Origin of the sequence: Kitasatospora sp. NPDC004745 (genome assembly GCF_042873275.1) — a bacterium.
Taxonomy (GTDB): Bacteria; Actinomycetota; Actinomycetes; order Streptomycetales; family Streptomycetaceae; genus Kitasatospora.
This window is the reverse complement of sequence record NZ_JBIALK010000045.1, coordinates 13,072-27,687: the sequence shown is the minus strand read 5'-3', so window position 1 is coordinate 27,687 and position 14,616 is coordinate 13,072. Positions and strand designations below refer to the sequence as shown.

The 14,616-nt window shown below is 76.1% G+C and carries 9 protein-coding genes; 6 read left to right on the top strand and 3 right to left on the bottom strand.

The genetic code is table 11. The features are described from left to right. Positions 1–189 precede the first annotated feature (189 nt). Positions 190–3,819, bottom strand: a complete 3,630-nt coding sequence (locus ACFYUY_RS38525) for a CHAT domain-containing protein (protein ID WP_387907943.1) — start codon at positions 3,817–3,819, stop codon at positions 190–192. 137 nt (positions 3,820–3,956) lie between these two features. On the opposite strand from ACFYUY_RS38525, the gene ACFYUY_RS38520 reads away from it, so the two are divergent. Then, complete coding sequence (locus tag ACFYUY_RS38520; protein WP_360217802.1) at positions 3,957–4,364, top strand: hypothetical protein; 408 nt, start codon at positions 3,957–3,959, stop codon at positions 4,362–4,364. A 3-nt stretch (positions 4,365–4,367) separates the two neighbouring features. Continuing rightward, positions 4,368–5,480 (top strand): hypothetical protein, encoded by a 1,113-nt coding sequence (locus ACFYUY_RS38515; protein ID WP_360217805.1) that lies wholly within the window; start codon positions 4,368–4,370, stop codon positions 5,478–5,480. Positions 5,481–5,653: 173 nt separating this feature from the next. Here the strand turns inward: ACFYUY_RS38515 and ACFYUY_RS38510 are convergent, their stop codons facing one another. Then, a complete protein-coding gene (locus tag ACFYUY_RS38510) occupies positions 5,654–7,429 on the bottom strand; it encodes a S8 family serine peptidase (RefSeq protein ID WP_387907979.1) in 1,776 nt (591 codons plus the stop codon). Between the two features lie 523 nt (positions 7,430–7,952). Here ACFYUY_RS38510 and ACFYUY_RS38505 point away from each other — a divergent pair. From ACFYUY_RS38505 to ACFYUY_RS38495, 3 genes are all read left to right on the top strand, one after another. Further along, positions 7,953–8,318, top strand: coding sequence for a hypothetical protein (locus tag ACFYUY_RS38505; protein WP_387907939.1), 366 nt, complete (start codon positions 7,953–7,955; stop codon positions 8,316–8,318). Positions 8,319–8,560: 242 nt separating this feature from the next. After that, entirely contained in the window at positions 8,561–9,163 is a 603-nt protein-coding gene (locus tag ACFYUY_RS38500) for a carbonic anhydrase (protein WP_360217810.1), read from the top strand. An 83-nt stretch (positions 9,164–9,246) separates the two neighbouring features. Further along, positions 9,247–10,722: a SulP family inorganic anion transporter gene (locus tag ACFYUY_RS38495; protein WP_387907976.1), complete on the top strand. Its 1,476-nt coding sequence runs from the start codon at positions 9,247–9,249 to the stop codon at positions 10,720–10,722. 162 nt (positions 10,723–10,884) lie between these two features. On the opposite strand, the gene ACFYUY_RS38490 is transcribed toward ACFYUY_RS38495, so the two are convergent. Further along, the gene (locus ACFYUY_RS38490; RefSeq protein ID WP_387907936.1) at positions 10,885–12,111 is read right to left on the bottom strand and encodes a Dyp-type peroxidase; all 1,227 of its coding nucleotides are present in this window, start codon (positions 12,109–12,111) and stop codon (positions 10,885–10,887) included. Between the two features lie 31 nt (positions 12,112–12,142). Here ACFYUY_RS38490 and ACFYUY_RS38485 point away from each other — a divergent pair, with 31 nt between their 5' ends. Next, positions 12,143–13,516 carry a right-handed parallel beta-helix repeat-containing protein gene (locus ACFYUY_RS38485; RefSeq protein ID WP_387907933.1) on the top strand — a complete coding sequence of 458 codons (1,374 nt, stop codon included), beginning with the start codon at positions 12,143–12,145 and terminating at the stop codon, positions 13,514–13,516. Positions 13,517–14,616: the final 1,100 nt, after the last annotated feature.

Below are 14,616 nucleotides of genomic sequence, written 5' to 3'. Positions count from 1 at the left end.
GGAACGGTCAGGGGACGGCGAGGGGACGGCGAGGGGGGCGGTGTGGACGGCCTGGCGGCGCGGGTCGCGCTGCCTCGCCGTCAGACTCCCGCCCGGACCGGGACACGTCAATATCTGTAACCGTAAGCGGCCCTTAAGCCTGAATGTGTTGATTTCTTGAAGGCGCGTCACCCGGCCGTGCTCGGCCGCTCAGGCACCCGCGTGCAGGTAGGCGGCCCACAGCCACGGGGAGTCGTTGAAGTTGAGCGGGGCCGGCAGGCCGTGGCCGTCACGCACCCGGCGGACCGCCCGGTGGAGTGCGCGGGCCGACCGGTCCGGATCCGGGCGGGCGCCATCGGCCCCGAGGCCGGCGTAGAACAGCCTGGCGACGGTGACGGCCATCTGGTCGTCGATCTCCCAGAGCGTGCCGATGACGTGCGGGAACCCGGCGAGCTGGAAGGCGGAGGTGAGGTGGATGGCCTCGTCGAGCAGTTCCGAGGTGTCGATGGCCGCGGTGCGGCAGGCCGACAGGTAGGCCAGCCGGGCTCCGTCCAGCGCGACGGAGGCGAGTCGCCCGACGGTCAGCGGCGCCTCCGCGTGGTCGTGGAGCAGCAGCAGGCTCCGGGACGGGTCCGCCGGGTCACTGGAGCCGTGGCAGGAGAAGTGCGCGATCGCGCAGTCCGGCAGCTGGTCGAGGACGCGGGCCCGGGTCGGCACGGAGGGCTCCCGGTGCGCGGGGCCGTCCCCGGGCTCCGGTTCCCGGAGCAGGACCGCGTCGGGCAACCGCTCGCGCAGCACCGCGACTTCGTCCTCGACGTAGTGCAGACGGCCGTGGTCCGGAAGGCCGGGTGTGGTCGGCATCGCCACGATCAGGTTCCGTGCGGCCTGCGTCGAGGCCGCGGTCCGGGCGCGTTCGCGGGCGTGGCGCAGTGCGCGGACGGTGGGCGTGTAGGAGGAGACCACCCGGTCCATCACGGTGCGCCGGTGCGGCGTGCCCGGCGGGTCGTCGTGATGGCCCGAGGCGTGCAGGGGCAGCAGGCCCAGCAGCCCGCCGGGCACCCACCACACCCGCGGCCAGGCCTCCTCCGTGTCGCCGCGTCCGTGGAGTCCGAGGGCGCCGAGCACCGGGCCGGTCGCCGTGTCCCACAACCACTGCAGGACGGTGACCAGGGTCCGCTGCGCCGCCAGCTGCTCGGCCTCCTCCCCGCCGACCGTCAGCGTGTGCAGCGCGTTGCGGAAGGCGTTCACCCGGTCGGTCACCGCGCGGAGGGTGAGACCAGGCAACGCGATGCTGTCGATCCCCCCGGTCGTGACCAGCAGGGCGTCGCTGCGGTACCCGCTGATGTTGAACACCACGACGGGCCCCTCGGCCGCCTCGGCGACCAGCTCCGCTTCGGCCGGCGGCCGGGCGAACCCGGTGAAGTCGTCCAGGGCCCGGATCTCGGCCAGCAGGGCGGCGAAGTCCCCCGCGGCGCGGTGCCGGTCCCGCACCGGTCCCCGCCGTGACGGCCCCTGGTCGGCCGCCTCGCTGCGGAGCCGGACGGGGGTCATGGTGTCCGCGGGCATGTCGAGCTGGTCGCGCAGCTCGACGTAGCGGGTCGCGAGACCGGGGTGCCGGTCCCGGAGCTCGGTGAGGTCGCCGCGGGTCTCCAGGGCCTGGCTGAGCAGGACGGCGCGCCCCGTCTCCAGCAGCCGCAGGGCCCGTCGGGCGCGTTCGGGCGGGGTGCCGCCGGGCGCGGCGAGCGCGAGCGCGGCGGCCCGGCCCGCCAGTCCGGCGACCTGTGCGACGGCGTGCTGCTGGTCGCCGCGTTCCAGGCGGCGCGGGGCCACCTGGGGCAGCCGCAGCACCGCCTCCTCGGCCACGTCCGCCGCGCTCCCGTACTCACCGCGGTCCGCGAGGAGCCGGGCGGCCCGGTCCCCGGCCTCGACGCCGGTCAGGGGGGTGACGGCCGCGTCCACGGCCGCCACGTGGCAGGAGGTCGCCTCCTCGAGGTCCTCCGATGCCGCGGACTGCCGGAACCGGATGCTCAGCATGCCCCCCAGGTTGGACAGCAGGACCGCCCGGTCGGGGTGGCCGGCCGGAAGGGACTCGACCGCGAGTCGCCCGATCCGGACGGCCTCGTCCAGGTCCTCCGGTGCGCCGTCCCGCTGCGACCGCATGACCAGGGCGTTGGCGAGGTTGGACGACTCCATGGCGCGGCCGGCGCCGGCGGGGGCGAGCCGCACCGCCTCCTGCGCCACCGTCACCGCCGCGTCCAGGTCCGCCCGCGCACCGGACCGCTCGAAGCGGGTCTGCAGCGCACTGCCGAGGTTGGCGAGCGCCGCGGCGCGTCCGGGCTGGTCGCCGGCAGCGTCGACGGCCTCCCGCAACGCCCGCACCCCCCGGTCCAGGTCCGTCGACACCCCGGTCCGCCGGAAGCGGGTCAGCAGCGCACTGCCGAGGTTGCCGAGCACCATCGCCCGTACGGTCCGGTCCGCCGCGGCGGCCGCGGCCTCCCGCAGAAACGTCACCGCCTCGTCCACGTCCGCGAGCGCACCGGCCCGCTGGAACCTCCTGAACAGCGCGGTGCCGAGGTTCGACAGCATCCCCGCACGGTCGCGGTCGTCCTCGGGGGCCGCGTCCACCGCCTTCCGCAGCCACTCGACCGCGGCGTCCGTGTCCGTCAGCGCCCCGGTCCGTTCGGCCCGTTCCGCGAACCTGCCCCCGAGGTTCGACAGCATCACCACGCGGTCGACCGACTCGCCGGTGTCCACGGCCTGCTGCCCGAGCACGATGGCCCGGTCCAGGTCCGCCGCCACGCCCGTGAGCTGGTACCTGGCCCACAGGGCCCTGCTCAGGGTGGAGATCACGGCCGCGTGGTCGCGGCCCTCGGCCGGGCTGTGGTCCGCCGCCCGCTGCCCGACCTCGACGGCCTCCTCCAGATCCGCCGGCACGCCCGCGTGCTGGAAGCGGGCCCGGAGCACCGTCCCGAGGTGGGACACCCGCGCGGCGTGCTGCGGATCGTCGGGCGGGGTGGCGTCGGCCGCCTTCCGGAGGCACCCGACGGCCTCCTTCAGATCGGCGTCCACCTTGGTCACCTCGAACCTGCTGGCCAGCGCGATGCCCAGCACCCAGACGGCCGTGACGGCGCCTGGGTGGTCGGGGCGGGCCTCGGCCAGCGCCTGCCGCGCAGCACGGACGGCGGCGTCCAGATCCGCTTCCGCTCCGGACTCCTGACCACGGGCCTGCAGCAGGCCTCCCAGGTGGGTCAGCCAGGTCACACGGTCGGGGTGGTGGGCGGGCGCGGCGGAGGTGAGCTCCTGGAAGCACGCGATGGCGAGGTCGGTGTGGAGCAGCGGGCGGGGGCCCGGACCCCAGTCCCGGAGCGCCTCGGCCAGCAGCGCGAGTCGTTCGGCGTGCGCCGGCCGGTCGGCGGGCGTGGCCGCCAGGACGCTGCGCAGCATCGTCACGGCCGAGATGCACTCGATCCGGCCGGGGGACGCCTGAGCGCGCCGGAGCGCCTGGACGGCGCTCGGGGCCACGGCCTCGGCGAGGGCCGGGAGCAGCGGCTCCGGCAGCCGGTCCTCGCCGAGCGCGAAGCACGGGGCGAAGGCCTCGACGGCCGCCGTCATGTCCGCCAGCGTCTGGTCCCCGGGCGGGGCGAGGTACCGGCCGTACACGCTGCGACTCCAGTAGAACCACCCGAGGGCGTACCGGACTTCGGTGTCCCCCTGGCCGTGCTCCGCGGCGAGCCGACGGGCGTCCCGCAGTGCGTCCGGCCCCAGGACCGACGACGGGTCCCTGGTCTCCTTCGTCCGCTGGATCCGCGCCCACATCGCCGCCAACAGCGCCTCGCGCATCGTGCCTCCACATCGCTCGCGGTTCGCGATGCTAGTTGCACATTCCTTTCCCCGGAGGGGAGTTGCTCCGATACCCTCCGAAAGGGCGGCCCGGGACGACAGGTGGGGCCGTCGGTACCAGGGGGGTGGAAGAGCACATGCCTCGACCCGAGGAGACCGCACGGCGGTTGGGCATCGTCTGTGCCCGGGAGCAGGAGCTCGGGGCGCGGCTGCGCGCCGGTCCGCTCCGGAGCGACGCCCTCGTCCGGGACCTGCTGGAGGCCGTCCGTCAGGGCGAGGACGTGGCGGATCGGGTGGACGCGCTGCACAACGTGCTGGTCGCGGTCGGTGTCCCCCAGGGCCTGTACGCCTACGACGAGCACGGGCGGACCGGCGACCGGGGTGTCCACGTCGCCGGCGCCGACCGGGGCCGGTCGGCCGAGCCCGTCTACCTCTGTCCGCTCGGCCCGGCCGCGCGGTGCGGGCGCTTCTGGTGGCAGCAGGGGCCCGTCCCCGTTCCGCGGTGTGCGGTCAGCGGGGACGCCCTGTGCCGTGAGCGGCTGTAGCCGGTGGGCGCGCTCCTGGGGGAGCTCGGCAAGAAGCTCGCGGAGCGGTGGCTCTCCCTGCTCGTCCTGCCCGGTGCGCTGTACCTGGCCGTGGCCCTCGCCGCCCGCACCCTCGGTCAGGCCCACCCCTTCGACCTGTACCGGCTCGCCGCCCGGATCACCGGGTGGGCCAAGGCCCCGGTGGCGGGCTCACCCGGCGGCCAGGTGGTCCTGCTGGGAGCCGTCCTGGGCGGTGCGGCGGGCGTCGGGCTGATCGCCCAGGCCCTCGGTTCCCTGGCCGAGCGGATCCACCTGGCCGCGGACTGGCACACCTGGCCCGCGCCCCTGCGGGCTCTCGCGCGGCGGGCCACCGACCGCAGGACCAACCGCTGGCTACCGCGTGCCAGGGCGTGGCACGGTCTGCGGAACGACGCCGGCGAAGCCCGCGCGCTCGCCCGGTTGTCCCGGCCCGGGCCGGCCCCCGGCACCGCGGACGTCGACACCGCGGACGGCGACTCGGCGGACGAGGACGCGGACCTGCGGCTCGCCCGGTCGGCGATGGTCCGCGTCTCGCCGGAGCCGCCCGAACGCCCGACCTGGAGCGGCGACCGCGTCAACGCCGCGGCCCTGCGCCTGGAGCGTGACCAGCACCTCGACCTGGCCGTGCTCTGGCCGCACCTGTGGCTGGTCCTCCCCGACACCGTGCGCACCGAGATCACCGCCGCCCGACAGGGCCTCACCCGGGCCACCGGGCTGAGCGCCTGGGCACTGCTCTACCTGCTGCTCGTCGTCTGGTGGTGGCCCGCCGCCCTCGTCGCCGCCGCCCTCGCCCTCGCCGGCCGGCACCGCACCCGGGCCGCCGCCGACGGCTATGCCACCCTCGTCGAGGCCGCCGCCCGGCTCCGCACCCGCGATCTCGCCGCCCACCTCGGGGTGGATCCCGCCGGCATGTCCACCCAGGACCTCAACGAGCTGCTCATGCTCCACCTGACGGCCAGCGCTCCCCCGGATCCGGGGCCGGAACCGGCACCGGACCCCGCCGCCGGCGCACCGCGACCGGCCCCCGCCCCGGCACCGGGCCCCGCCGCCACCGCACCGCGAGCGGCCCCCGGCGCCACGGCTCCCGAGAGCCCCTGACCGGCGCCCGGCGCACCGGCCCTGGCGTGCACACCGCCGAGGCCGGCACCGCGGCCGGCCGTGCGCCGCGAACACCCGTGCTCCGCCGGCCCCGGAGGGTGGGCGGAGCACGGGTGTTCGGGCTGCCGCGGCACGAGGTCCGTGCCGCGGCAGCCCGGGAGCCGTCCGACGGATCAGAAGGTGAGGTTCCAGGAGTCGACGGTGCCGGTGTCGCCGGAGGCGCCGTCCTTCACCCGGAGCTTCCAGGTGCCGTTCGCCGCGCTCGCGGCGGCGTTGACGGTGTAGGTCTTGGCGACGTTGTCGGTGCTGTCGTTGTTCGGGAAGTCCTCCAGGAGGTAGACCGTGCCGTCCGGGGCCACCAGGGAGAGGACCAGGTCACCGCGGTAGGTGTGCTTGATGTCCACGCCGACCTTGAGCGTCGCGGGCGCGTTGCCGGTGACGCCGGTGACGGTGATCGGGCTCTCCACCGTGGTGTTGTCGGGGATCGCCACGTCGGCGGTGTTCTCGAAGTACTTGCCGGTGGGCGGGGTCGTGCCGCCGACCGCCTTCAACGCGTCGACCTGGCCCTCGCCGAAGAAGCCGTTGTTGGCGGTGGTGCCGGTGCAGCGGCTGTCCGAGGCGGGGCAGGCCAGGTCGTTGGCCTGGGTCGCCAGCCGGGCCCGGATGTCGGCCGGGGTGAGCGACGGGTCGGTGCTGGCGATCAGCGCGGCGACCCCGGTGACGTGCGGGGAGGCCATGGAGGTGCCGCTCTTGGTCCCGTACTTGCCGCCGGGCAGGGTGGAGTAGACGCCGGTCGCGCCGTCACCGCCGGGCGCGGCGACGTCGATGACGCCCCGTCCGTAGTTGGAGTAGGAGGCCTTGCCGCTGCCGCTGGCCGTGGCGGCGACGGTCACCACGCCCGGGAGTTCGGTGGGGATGTCGAGGCAGGCGTTGGTGATGGTCCGGGTGACCTTGGTGGAGTCGTTCGGGCTCTCGGTGTCCGTGGTCTTGTTCGCGAGGTCGTAGTCGGCGTTGCCGGCCGCGGCGACCTGCAGCGAGCCCTTGCCCTCGGCGTACTCCTGGGCGCGCTTGACGCCCTCGATGATGGCGGCCTGGTCGAGGTCGTCAGGGCAGTTGAACTGCCACGGGTCGGTGTAGTAGCTGTTGTTGGTCACCTTGAAGCCGTGGTCGCCGGCCCAGACGAAGCCGCAGACGGTGTTCTCGGCGTAGAACAGGGTGCTGGTCGGCTCGGCGATCCGGACCGAGGCGATCTTCACGCCGGGCGCGACGCCGATGACGCCCTTGCCGTTCTTCGCGGCCGCGATGGTGCCGGCGACGTGGGTGCCGTGGGTGTCGACGTCGCGCCAGGCGCCGGTGCGGGCGTCGGCCTTGCCGTACGCGCAGGAGACCGAGTCGGCGGCGTCGAAGTTCGGCGCGAGGTCCTGGTGCTGGTCGTCCACGCCGGTGTCCAGCACGCCGACCTTGACGGACGGGGATCCGGTGGTCACGTTCCAGGCCTGGTCGGCCTTGATCTGGGTCATGTCCCAGCGGTTGGACTCGGCCAGCGTGGTGGCGGCCTGCGCGGGGTTGGCCGGCAGGGCCGGGTTGTAGGCGTCGGCCGGGACGTCGGAGGTGCGGGTCGCGCCCACCTTCTGGATGCCGGTGACGGTCCGCAGGGCGGCGGCGAAGCCGGCGCTGGTGGAGTGGGCGACGACGACGCCGATCGCGTCGTAACTCGCGAAGACCGTACCGCCCTTCGCGGCGACGGCGGTCTTGGCGGCGGCGACGTCGGCGGGCGCGCTGATGACCAGGTAGGCGCGGGTGCCCGCGGCCCAGCCGGCCGCCGCGCTCGCCGGAGCGGCCGCGGGTGCGGCGGGCGCCGTGACGCCGGCGGGGACGGCGGGCGTCGTGGTCGTCGGGGCGGCGGTCGCGAGCGCGGTGGGGGTGGCGAGCGCCATCGCCGAGAGCACGGCGAGGGCGGCGACCGGGCGGCCGAGCCGCCGGGATATCAGGGGTGACACGGGTCCTCCGATTCGGACCGTGCGTGAGGGGGGATCGCACGGGAATTGAACGAAACATGCCACATTGGTGAGGACTTGGGGAAGGCTTTACGCCCGACGAATTTTCCCGGGGCCGTCTCCACCTGCGAGGCGCGGGGGCGGCGAGGGGCGGGAACCGGTGGCGGAGATGTGCGGCCCGGACAACCGCTCGCACGCAAACGACGCACGCTGCCGCCGCCGCGTTCACAGGACTGACAGATCCTCACATCGCTGTGATCGGAGCAGCTTTGGCGTACACAGAACCCTCACGCACAGTTCGGGAAATCTCATCCCGGCGGCGCCCGGAGCTAACGTCCCGGTTACACACGGTCGGTACGCTGGACAGCACGGTGACCGGTTCCGGAGCCGGAATGTTCGGCCGGCGGTTCGGCGCGAACGATTCGGAGCCGGCAGCTCGGAGCCACCGGTTCGACGCGGACGGAGGGGAGGCGCAGTGACGGCACGACGCATCTCGCGCGGCAAGCGCCTCGCCCTCCTGTTGGCCGCCGTCGTCTCGGCCGTGCTCGCCGCCCTCGGCACCGGTTCGCAGGCCTTCGCCGCCGAGCCGCTGCCGCAGTCCACGGCCGCCGACGGCCACCCGGCCTGGAAGGTCCACCACCTCACCGAGGCACCGACCGCACGGGCCACCGCCCACCACCGCACGAGCGGCAGCACGGCCGTGCGTACGGCCGTCGGCGCGGCGAGCGGCACCGTCACCGGCGTCGCGGCCACCTCCGTCACCGTGCCCACGGGCCCCGTGCCCGGCGCGAACGGGTCGAGACCGGCCGCGCTCGCGCGCCTCCAGGTGTTCCGCTGCTGACGGCTCCCGCGAGCTGACCCGCACCCCGCACGCGATCCGGCGCGCGCCCACCACGGGCGCGTGCGGCCCCGCCATGCCCTCGGGCGGCGGGCCACCACCCCACGCCCGACCGGCGGATCCTTCCGGACGGGCCCGGGCCACGGCACCGCCGGCCCCACGGCCGACCGCGCGTCAGCCCGCCGCTGCCCCACGACAGCAGCTTCCCGCCCGGCACCACCCGGGCGGGCAGAAGGAGACCTCTCATGCAGTCCCTCGTGACGCACGCCCGCGTCTTCCCGCACCGGCTCGCCTCCGGCGGCCACGACCTCGGCCGGCTCTCCGCCGGGCAGGCGCCCGAAGCCCTCTTCATCACCTGCTCCGACTCCCGCGTCGTCCCGGCCCTGATCACCGGATCCCGCCCCGGGCAGCTCTTCGAGCTGCGCACCGCCGGGAACATCGTCCCCGTCTACGACACGGCCGCCCCCAGCGGCGAGGCCGCCACCATCGAGTACGCCGTCGACATCCTCCGGGTCCCCGACGTCATCGTCTGCGGGCACTCGCACTGCGGGGCCATCGGCGCGCTGGTGCGGGCCGAGGACCTGGCGCCCGTCCCCGCCGTCCGGACCTGGCTCGAACACGCCGCCCCGCCCACCAGCCACCTCGCCCCCGTCCCGGCCCACGACCAGGACGCGGACGTCGCCCGCCCGGTGCAGCGCAGCGTCCTCGCCCAGCTCGACCGGCTGCGCAGCTACCCGGGCGTGGCCCGCCGGCTGGCGGAGGGTTCCCTGCGGCTGCACGGCTGGTACTACGAGGTGCACACCGGCACCGTCCTCGCCGGATCGGACCGGGGGTTCCTGCCGCTGTGAACACTCCCGACCACTCCGGTCTCCCCGGCACGACCGACAGCCCCACCAGCCCCACCGGGCCCGGGGCCCGCGGCCGCTCCCCGCTGCGCGGCGCGTTCGCGCACTGGCGCCAGGACCTGCCCGCCTCGCTGGTCGTCTTCCTGGTGGCCGTCCCGCTCTGCGTCGGCGTCGCCGTCGCCTCCGGCGTGCCCGCGGAACGCGGCCTGATCACCGGCATCGTCGGCGGGCTGGTCGTCGGCCTGCTGCCCGGCAGCAGCCTGCAGGTCAGCGGCCCGGCCGCCGGGCTGACCGTCCTCGTCTACGACGCCGTCCAGCAGTTCGGGCTCGCCTCGCTCGGCGCCGTCGTCCTCGCCGCCGGACTCCTGCAGGTCACGATGGGGCTGCTGCGCATGGGCCGCTGGTTCCGCGCGATCTCCCTGTCCGTCGTCCACGGCATGCTCGCCGGGATCGGGCTGATCCTGATCCTCGGACAGCTGTACGCCGTCTCCGGCCGGTCGGCGCCGGGCTCCGGCACCGCGAAGGTGGCCGGGATCCCCGCGCTGCTCGGCGACTGGCTGACCGGCCGGGCCGCGATGACCGCCGTCGCCATGACCGCCGCCACGGTGGCCCTGCTGACGTGCTGGAAGAAGCTGCCCGCCCCCGTCCGCGCGGTGCCCGCCCCGCTGGCGGCGGTCGCCCTCGCCGCCGGCGCGACGGCCCTGTTCGACCTGGACGTCCCCCGGGTCGAGGTCGACGGGCTGCTCGGCGCCGTCGCCCTCCCGACCGCGGACGGCCTGGGCGCCGTCGCGAGCGCGGCGGGCCTGGGAACCGTCCTCGCGTTCGCCGTCATCGCCTCCGCCGAGAGCCTGTTCAGCGCCGCCGCCGTCGACCAGATGCACGACGGGCGCCGCACCGACTACGACAAGGAGCTCACCTCCCAGGGCATCGGCAACACCCTGTGCGGGCTGCTCGGCGCCCTGCCGATGACCGCCGTGATCGTCCGCAGCGCCGCCAACGTCCAGGCCGGGGCCAGGACGAGGGCGTCCCGCGTCCTGCACGGCGTGTGGCTGCTGCTGTTCGCCGCGCTCCTGCCGGCCGCCCTGGGGCTGATCCCGCTCGCCGTGCTCGGCGGCGTCCTGATCCACGCCGGCGGCAAGCTGATCCCCCTGCGGCAGGGCGTCGCCCTGTGGCGGGCGCACCGCAGCGAGGTGGTGGTGCTCGCGGCCACCGCGGGCGCGATCGTCGTCACCAACCTCTTCGAGGGCGTCCTGCTCGGCGTGGCGCTCGCCGTCGCCAAGAGCGCCTGGCAGACCTCCCAGTTGCACATCGACCTCACCGACACCGGTGACGGCCGTCCGCTGCACGTCCGTCTCGGCGGCAACGCGACCTTCCTGCGGCTGCCCCGGCTGCTGGACACGCTGGAGTCGCTGCCGACGGACCGTGCGGTGGACCTCGACTGGAGCGAACTGCGCCACCTCGACCACGCCTGCCGCAGCGCGCTGATCTCCTGGGCCGACCAGCACGCCGCCCGGGGCAGCAGCGACGTGCGGCTCAAACCGCCGCTGGTGGTGAGCGCCTGACGGTCCGACCGACGCCGGCCGGGCGGTTCCCCCTCGGGGGCACCAGCCCGGCCGGCGTCCGCGCGCTCCGCCACTCCCCCGCTCAGCCCCCTCAGCCCCCTCAGCCCCCTCAGCCCCCTCAGCCCCCTCAGACCGCTCAGCCCACGCAGCCCACGCAGACCGTCAGGCCCAGAGGGCCTCGCCGAGGGTGCCGCCCACCGGGGCGCCGGGGAGGACGTAGGCGACCGCCGAGGCGGTGTGTTCGAGGAAGGGGTTCAGGGCGTCGCGGGCGGCGAGCCGGTTCTGGACCCGCGTGAACTGGGCCGGGTCGCGCATGAAGGCGCAGAACAGCAGGCCGCGGTCGGCCGGTCCGTCGTCGTAGCCGTAGCCGCGGCGCAGCATCCGGGCGCCGCCGTCGAGGCGGGGGCTGCTGAGCCGGACGTGGGCGGTGGCGGGGATGACGTAGGAGCCGTCCGGGTTCTTGGCGTAGATGTCCGGCTCGTCGTGCTCGGCGGTGCCGGTGAGCGGGGCGCCGTCGCCGGCCCGCCGGCCCATCGCCAGCTGCCTGCGGTCCTCGGGCAGGGCGGCGAAGGCGGCGGTGTCCATCCGGATCCGCCGGTAGACCAGGACGGTGCCGTTCTCGTGCGGCCCGGCCGGGCCCCAGACCCACTGCCGGGCGGCCTCGTCGTCCGGGTTGGCGGTGCCGTCCTTGAAGCCGAAGAGGTTGCGCGGGGTGGCGCCCGGGGCGGTGCGCTGCAGGAATCCGGACTGCGACCAGCGCGGTACGGCGCCGGCGGACCGGGCGGCAGCCGTGGCGAGTTCGGCGAGGACGGCCGGTGTCCAGGGGTCGTCGGCGCTCACCTGCAGCAGGAGGTCGCCGCCGCCGCGGGCCGGGTCGAGCCGGTCGCCGGGGAACTCCGGCAGCTCGGCGAGCCGGGCGGGGACGTCGAGCCCCAGCCGGGTGGCGAGCGCCGGGCCGACGCCGACCAGGGAGGTGAGCCGGGTGGTGGTGCCGCCCTGCAGCCTCGGGTCGGGCGGCGTGTCGGTCGCCGCGGCCGCCAGGGTGCGGGTCAGCGCGCCCAGGAGGCCGCGCAGGGTGTCCCGGTCGGCGGCGGTGGTGGTCTGCGGGAGGTCGAAGGCGAGCAGCCGGGTGGCGACGGGCTGGGGCGCCGTCACCCCGGCCTGCCGGGCGCCGTGGAAGGGGGCCGCGGCCTCGGGGGGCGGCCCGCCGGTGGCACTGCCGGTGGCACCGTCCCGGCCGGGTGTCCGGCTGCCGTCCGCCAGTTCGCCGGCGGCGGCGCCGATCCCGGCGGCGAAGACCGCGCCGGCGGCGAGCAGGGCCCTGCGCCGCCCGATCCCGGTCGCGGCCGGCCCGGGCGACGGCCGCGGGTTTTCCGGTTCGGTAGGCATGCGCCCTATTGGAGACGATAGAACACTTGCCATGCAAATCACGTCTCCTGAGCGCCCGTTGACCACCCCGTCCGCTCGGCCGCCGGTGGTCGGGGCGGCGGCACGGCTCCTGACGGCCCTGGTCGCGGCGGTCGCCCTGACGGCCACCGGGTGTTCCTCGACCGGTGCGGGCTCCGCCGACTCCCGGCACCCGGCCGGGAGCGTGCTGCGGGTGCCGGAGGACTTCCGTACCGTCCAGCAGGCCGTGGACGTCGCCCGGGAGGGGGAGACGGTGCTGGTCGGGCCGGGTGTCTACCGCGAGAGCGTGCGCATCACCAAGGCCCGGGTCGTGCTGCGCGGGACGGACCGCACCACCGTGGTCCTCGACGGCGGGGTGCGGCTCGTCAACGGGGTCACCGTGACCGGCCCCGGATCGGTGGTGGAGAACCTCACCGTCCACGGCTACCTGGCCAACGGCGTCCTGTTCACCGGCGTCACCGACGAGAAGCTGCAGCAGCACGGCGCCGGCGGCTCCGCGTACGACCCGCTCGACACCGCCCGCTTCCCGGTCGTCCAGGGCTTCCGGGCGACGCGGGTGACGGCCTACGGCAACGGCCTGTACGGCATCTACGCCTTCGACGCGCGCGGCGGCGTGATCGAGGACTCCTACGCCTCCGGGCAGGCCGACTCGGGCATCTACGTCGGCCAGTGCAAGCCCTGCGACACGGTGGTGCGCGGCAACACCGTGGAGCACAACGCCGTCGGCATCGAGCTGACCAACGCCTCGGACGGCCTGTCGGTGCTGGGCAACCGCGTGGTCGGCAACCGGGTCGGCGTCACGGTGAACTCCAACGACCTGGAGGCCCTCGCCCCGCAGCACGGCGCGGTGATCGCGGGCAACGTGGTCGCCGACAACAACGCCGCCGACACCCCGGAGCAGGCGGACGGCGGCTTCGGCATCGGGATCGGGATCGGCGGCGGCACCGCGAACCGGGTGGTGCGCAACCTCGTCCGGGGCAACCGCGCCGCCGGAGTGGTGATCACCGACCCGCCCGGGCACCCGGCGAGCGGCAACCGCGTCGAGGGCAACCGGGCGGACGGCAACGGCGCCGACCTCGTGCTGGCCTCGGCGGATCCGGGTAACTGCTTCAGCGGCAACCTGCCCGCCGTGCAGAGCCCGGACGGCCTGGAGACGCTGGCCGGGTGCGGCGTCCAGGGCCGCGGGCCGCTGCCCGCGGGCCGCGCGGCGCCGGTCCAGGCCCCGCCCGGCATCCCGTTCAGCCAGGTGCCGGCCCCGCCCGCACAGCCCTCGCTGCCGGATCCGACCGCGCCCGGCCGTCCGGCCACCGACCTGCCCGGGGCCGTCGACCCGGACGCCTACCCGCTCCCGGCCGACCCGGCGGCGGTGCCGCAGAAGACGGGCTGAGGACACACCCCGAGGCGGGGGGGGGGGCCCCCGGGGGGCCCCCCCCCGCCGGGGGGGGGGCCCCCCCGGCCCCCCCCGGGGGGGGCCCCGGGGGGGGGGGGGGCCGGCCCGGCCGCCCCCCCGGGCCCCCCCCCCCCCGGGGGGGGCGGCCCCCCCCCCGCGGGGGGGGGCCCCCCCCCCGCGCGGCGGGGCCCCCCCGGGCCCCCCCCCCCGCCTCGGGGAGCTTCGCCCCGGCGTCACGCCCGGTGAAGTCCACGGTCGTCGGGGTGCCCAGGCCGGGCATCCGCATCGTCACCCGGCGCAGCGTGGCGTCGCCGTCCACCCAGTAGGTGAGCGGCGAGCGGCCCGCGTCCGGCGCGGCGCCCTGGGCGCGCGGCCCGGCGAACCGGTCGTGGTCCCGGCCGTCGATGCGGTCCCGGCCGAGCCGGCGCGCCCCGGACTGGGCCAGCAGCAGCGGGTTGTCGGGCCGGTCCGCGCCGAGCTGGACCATCAGCTGCAGCCCGGCGTCCAGCGGGTCCGCGGTGTACGTGCGCGGCGACCAGCCCGTCCGGGGGACGCGCTCGGCCTGTTCCCAGGGCGGCCCGGCGGCGTCGGGTGCGGGGGCGCCCTGGGCCGCGGGGGCGAGGCCGAGGCCGCCGGCGTCCCAGACGATCAGGCCGTGGTCGAGCGGCCCGTTCGCCCCGGTGACCAGGTAGCGGCCCGCGCCGCGGTGCGTGCGGTAGTCCACGATCCCCTCGACCCTGACCTGCACGCCGCCGCCCTCCGCGGCGGTGAGGGCCACCGTCACCGGGCTCGCCTGGTACAGGTTCAGCCGGGACAGGGCCAGCCTTGCCGCCTCGTCACCGGTCACCGCCCGCTCCCCGGGCTCGGCGGAGACGGTCCGGTAGGCGGCCACACCGCCGACGGCGGCGGCGCACACCACGACCGCGACCGCGGTCCTGAGCCAGAAGGTCCGCCGCGGCGCACCGCGGTCGGTCCTCGTCCTGCGGGCCATGCGTCTGCCCTCTCTCCTCGGTCGGTCACCACGGCCGGGCGGGTCCGCGGACCGGTGGCCCGCGAACCCGCCCATGACCGCTACCGCTGTGCCCGGCGGCCCGGGT

Coding starts and splice junctions, on each gene's coding strand:
- ACFYUY_RS38525 (WP_387907943.1), bottom strand. CDS start 3,819: ATGCGCGAGGCGCTGTTGGCGGCGATGTGGGCGCGGATCCAGCGGACG.
- ACFYUY_RS38490 (WP_387907936.1), bottom strand. CDS start 12,111: ATGCCTACCGAACCGGAAAACCCGCGGCCGTCGCCCGGGCCGGCCGCG.
- ACFYUY_RS38485 (WP_387907933.1), top strand. CDS start 12,143: ATGCAAATCACGTCTCCTGAGCGCCCGTTGACCACCCCGTCCGCTCGG.
- ACFYUY_RS38520 (WP_360217802.1), top strand. CDS start 3,957: ATGCCTCGACCCGAGGAGACCGCACGGCGGTTGGGCATCGTCTGTGCC.
- ACFYUY_RS38500 (WP_360217810.1), top strand. CDS start 8,561: ATGCAGTCCCTCGTGACGCACGCCCGCGTCTTCCCGCACCGGCTCGCC.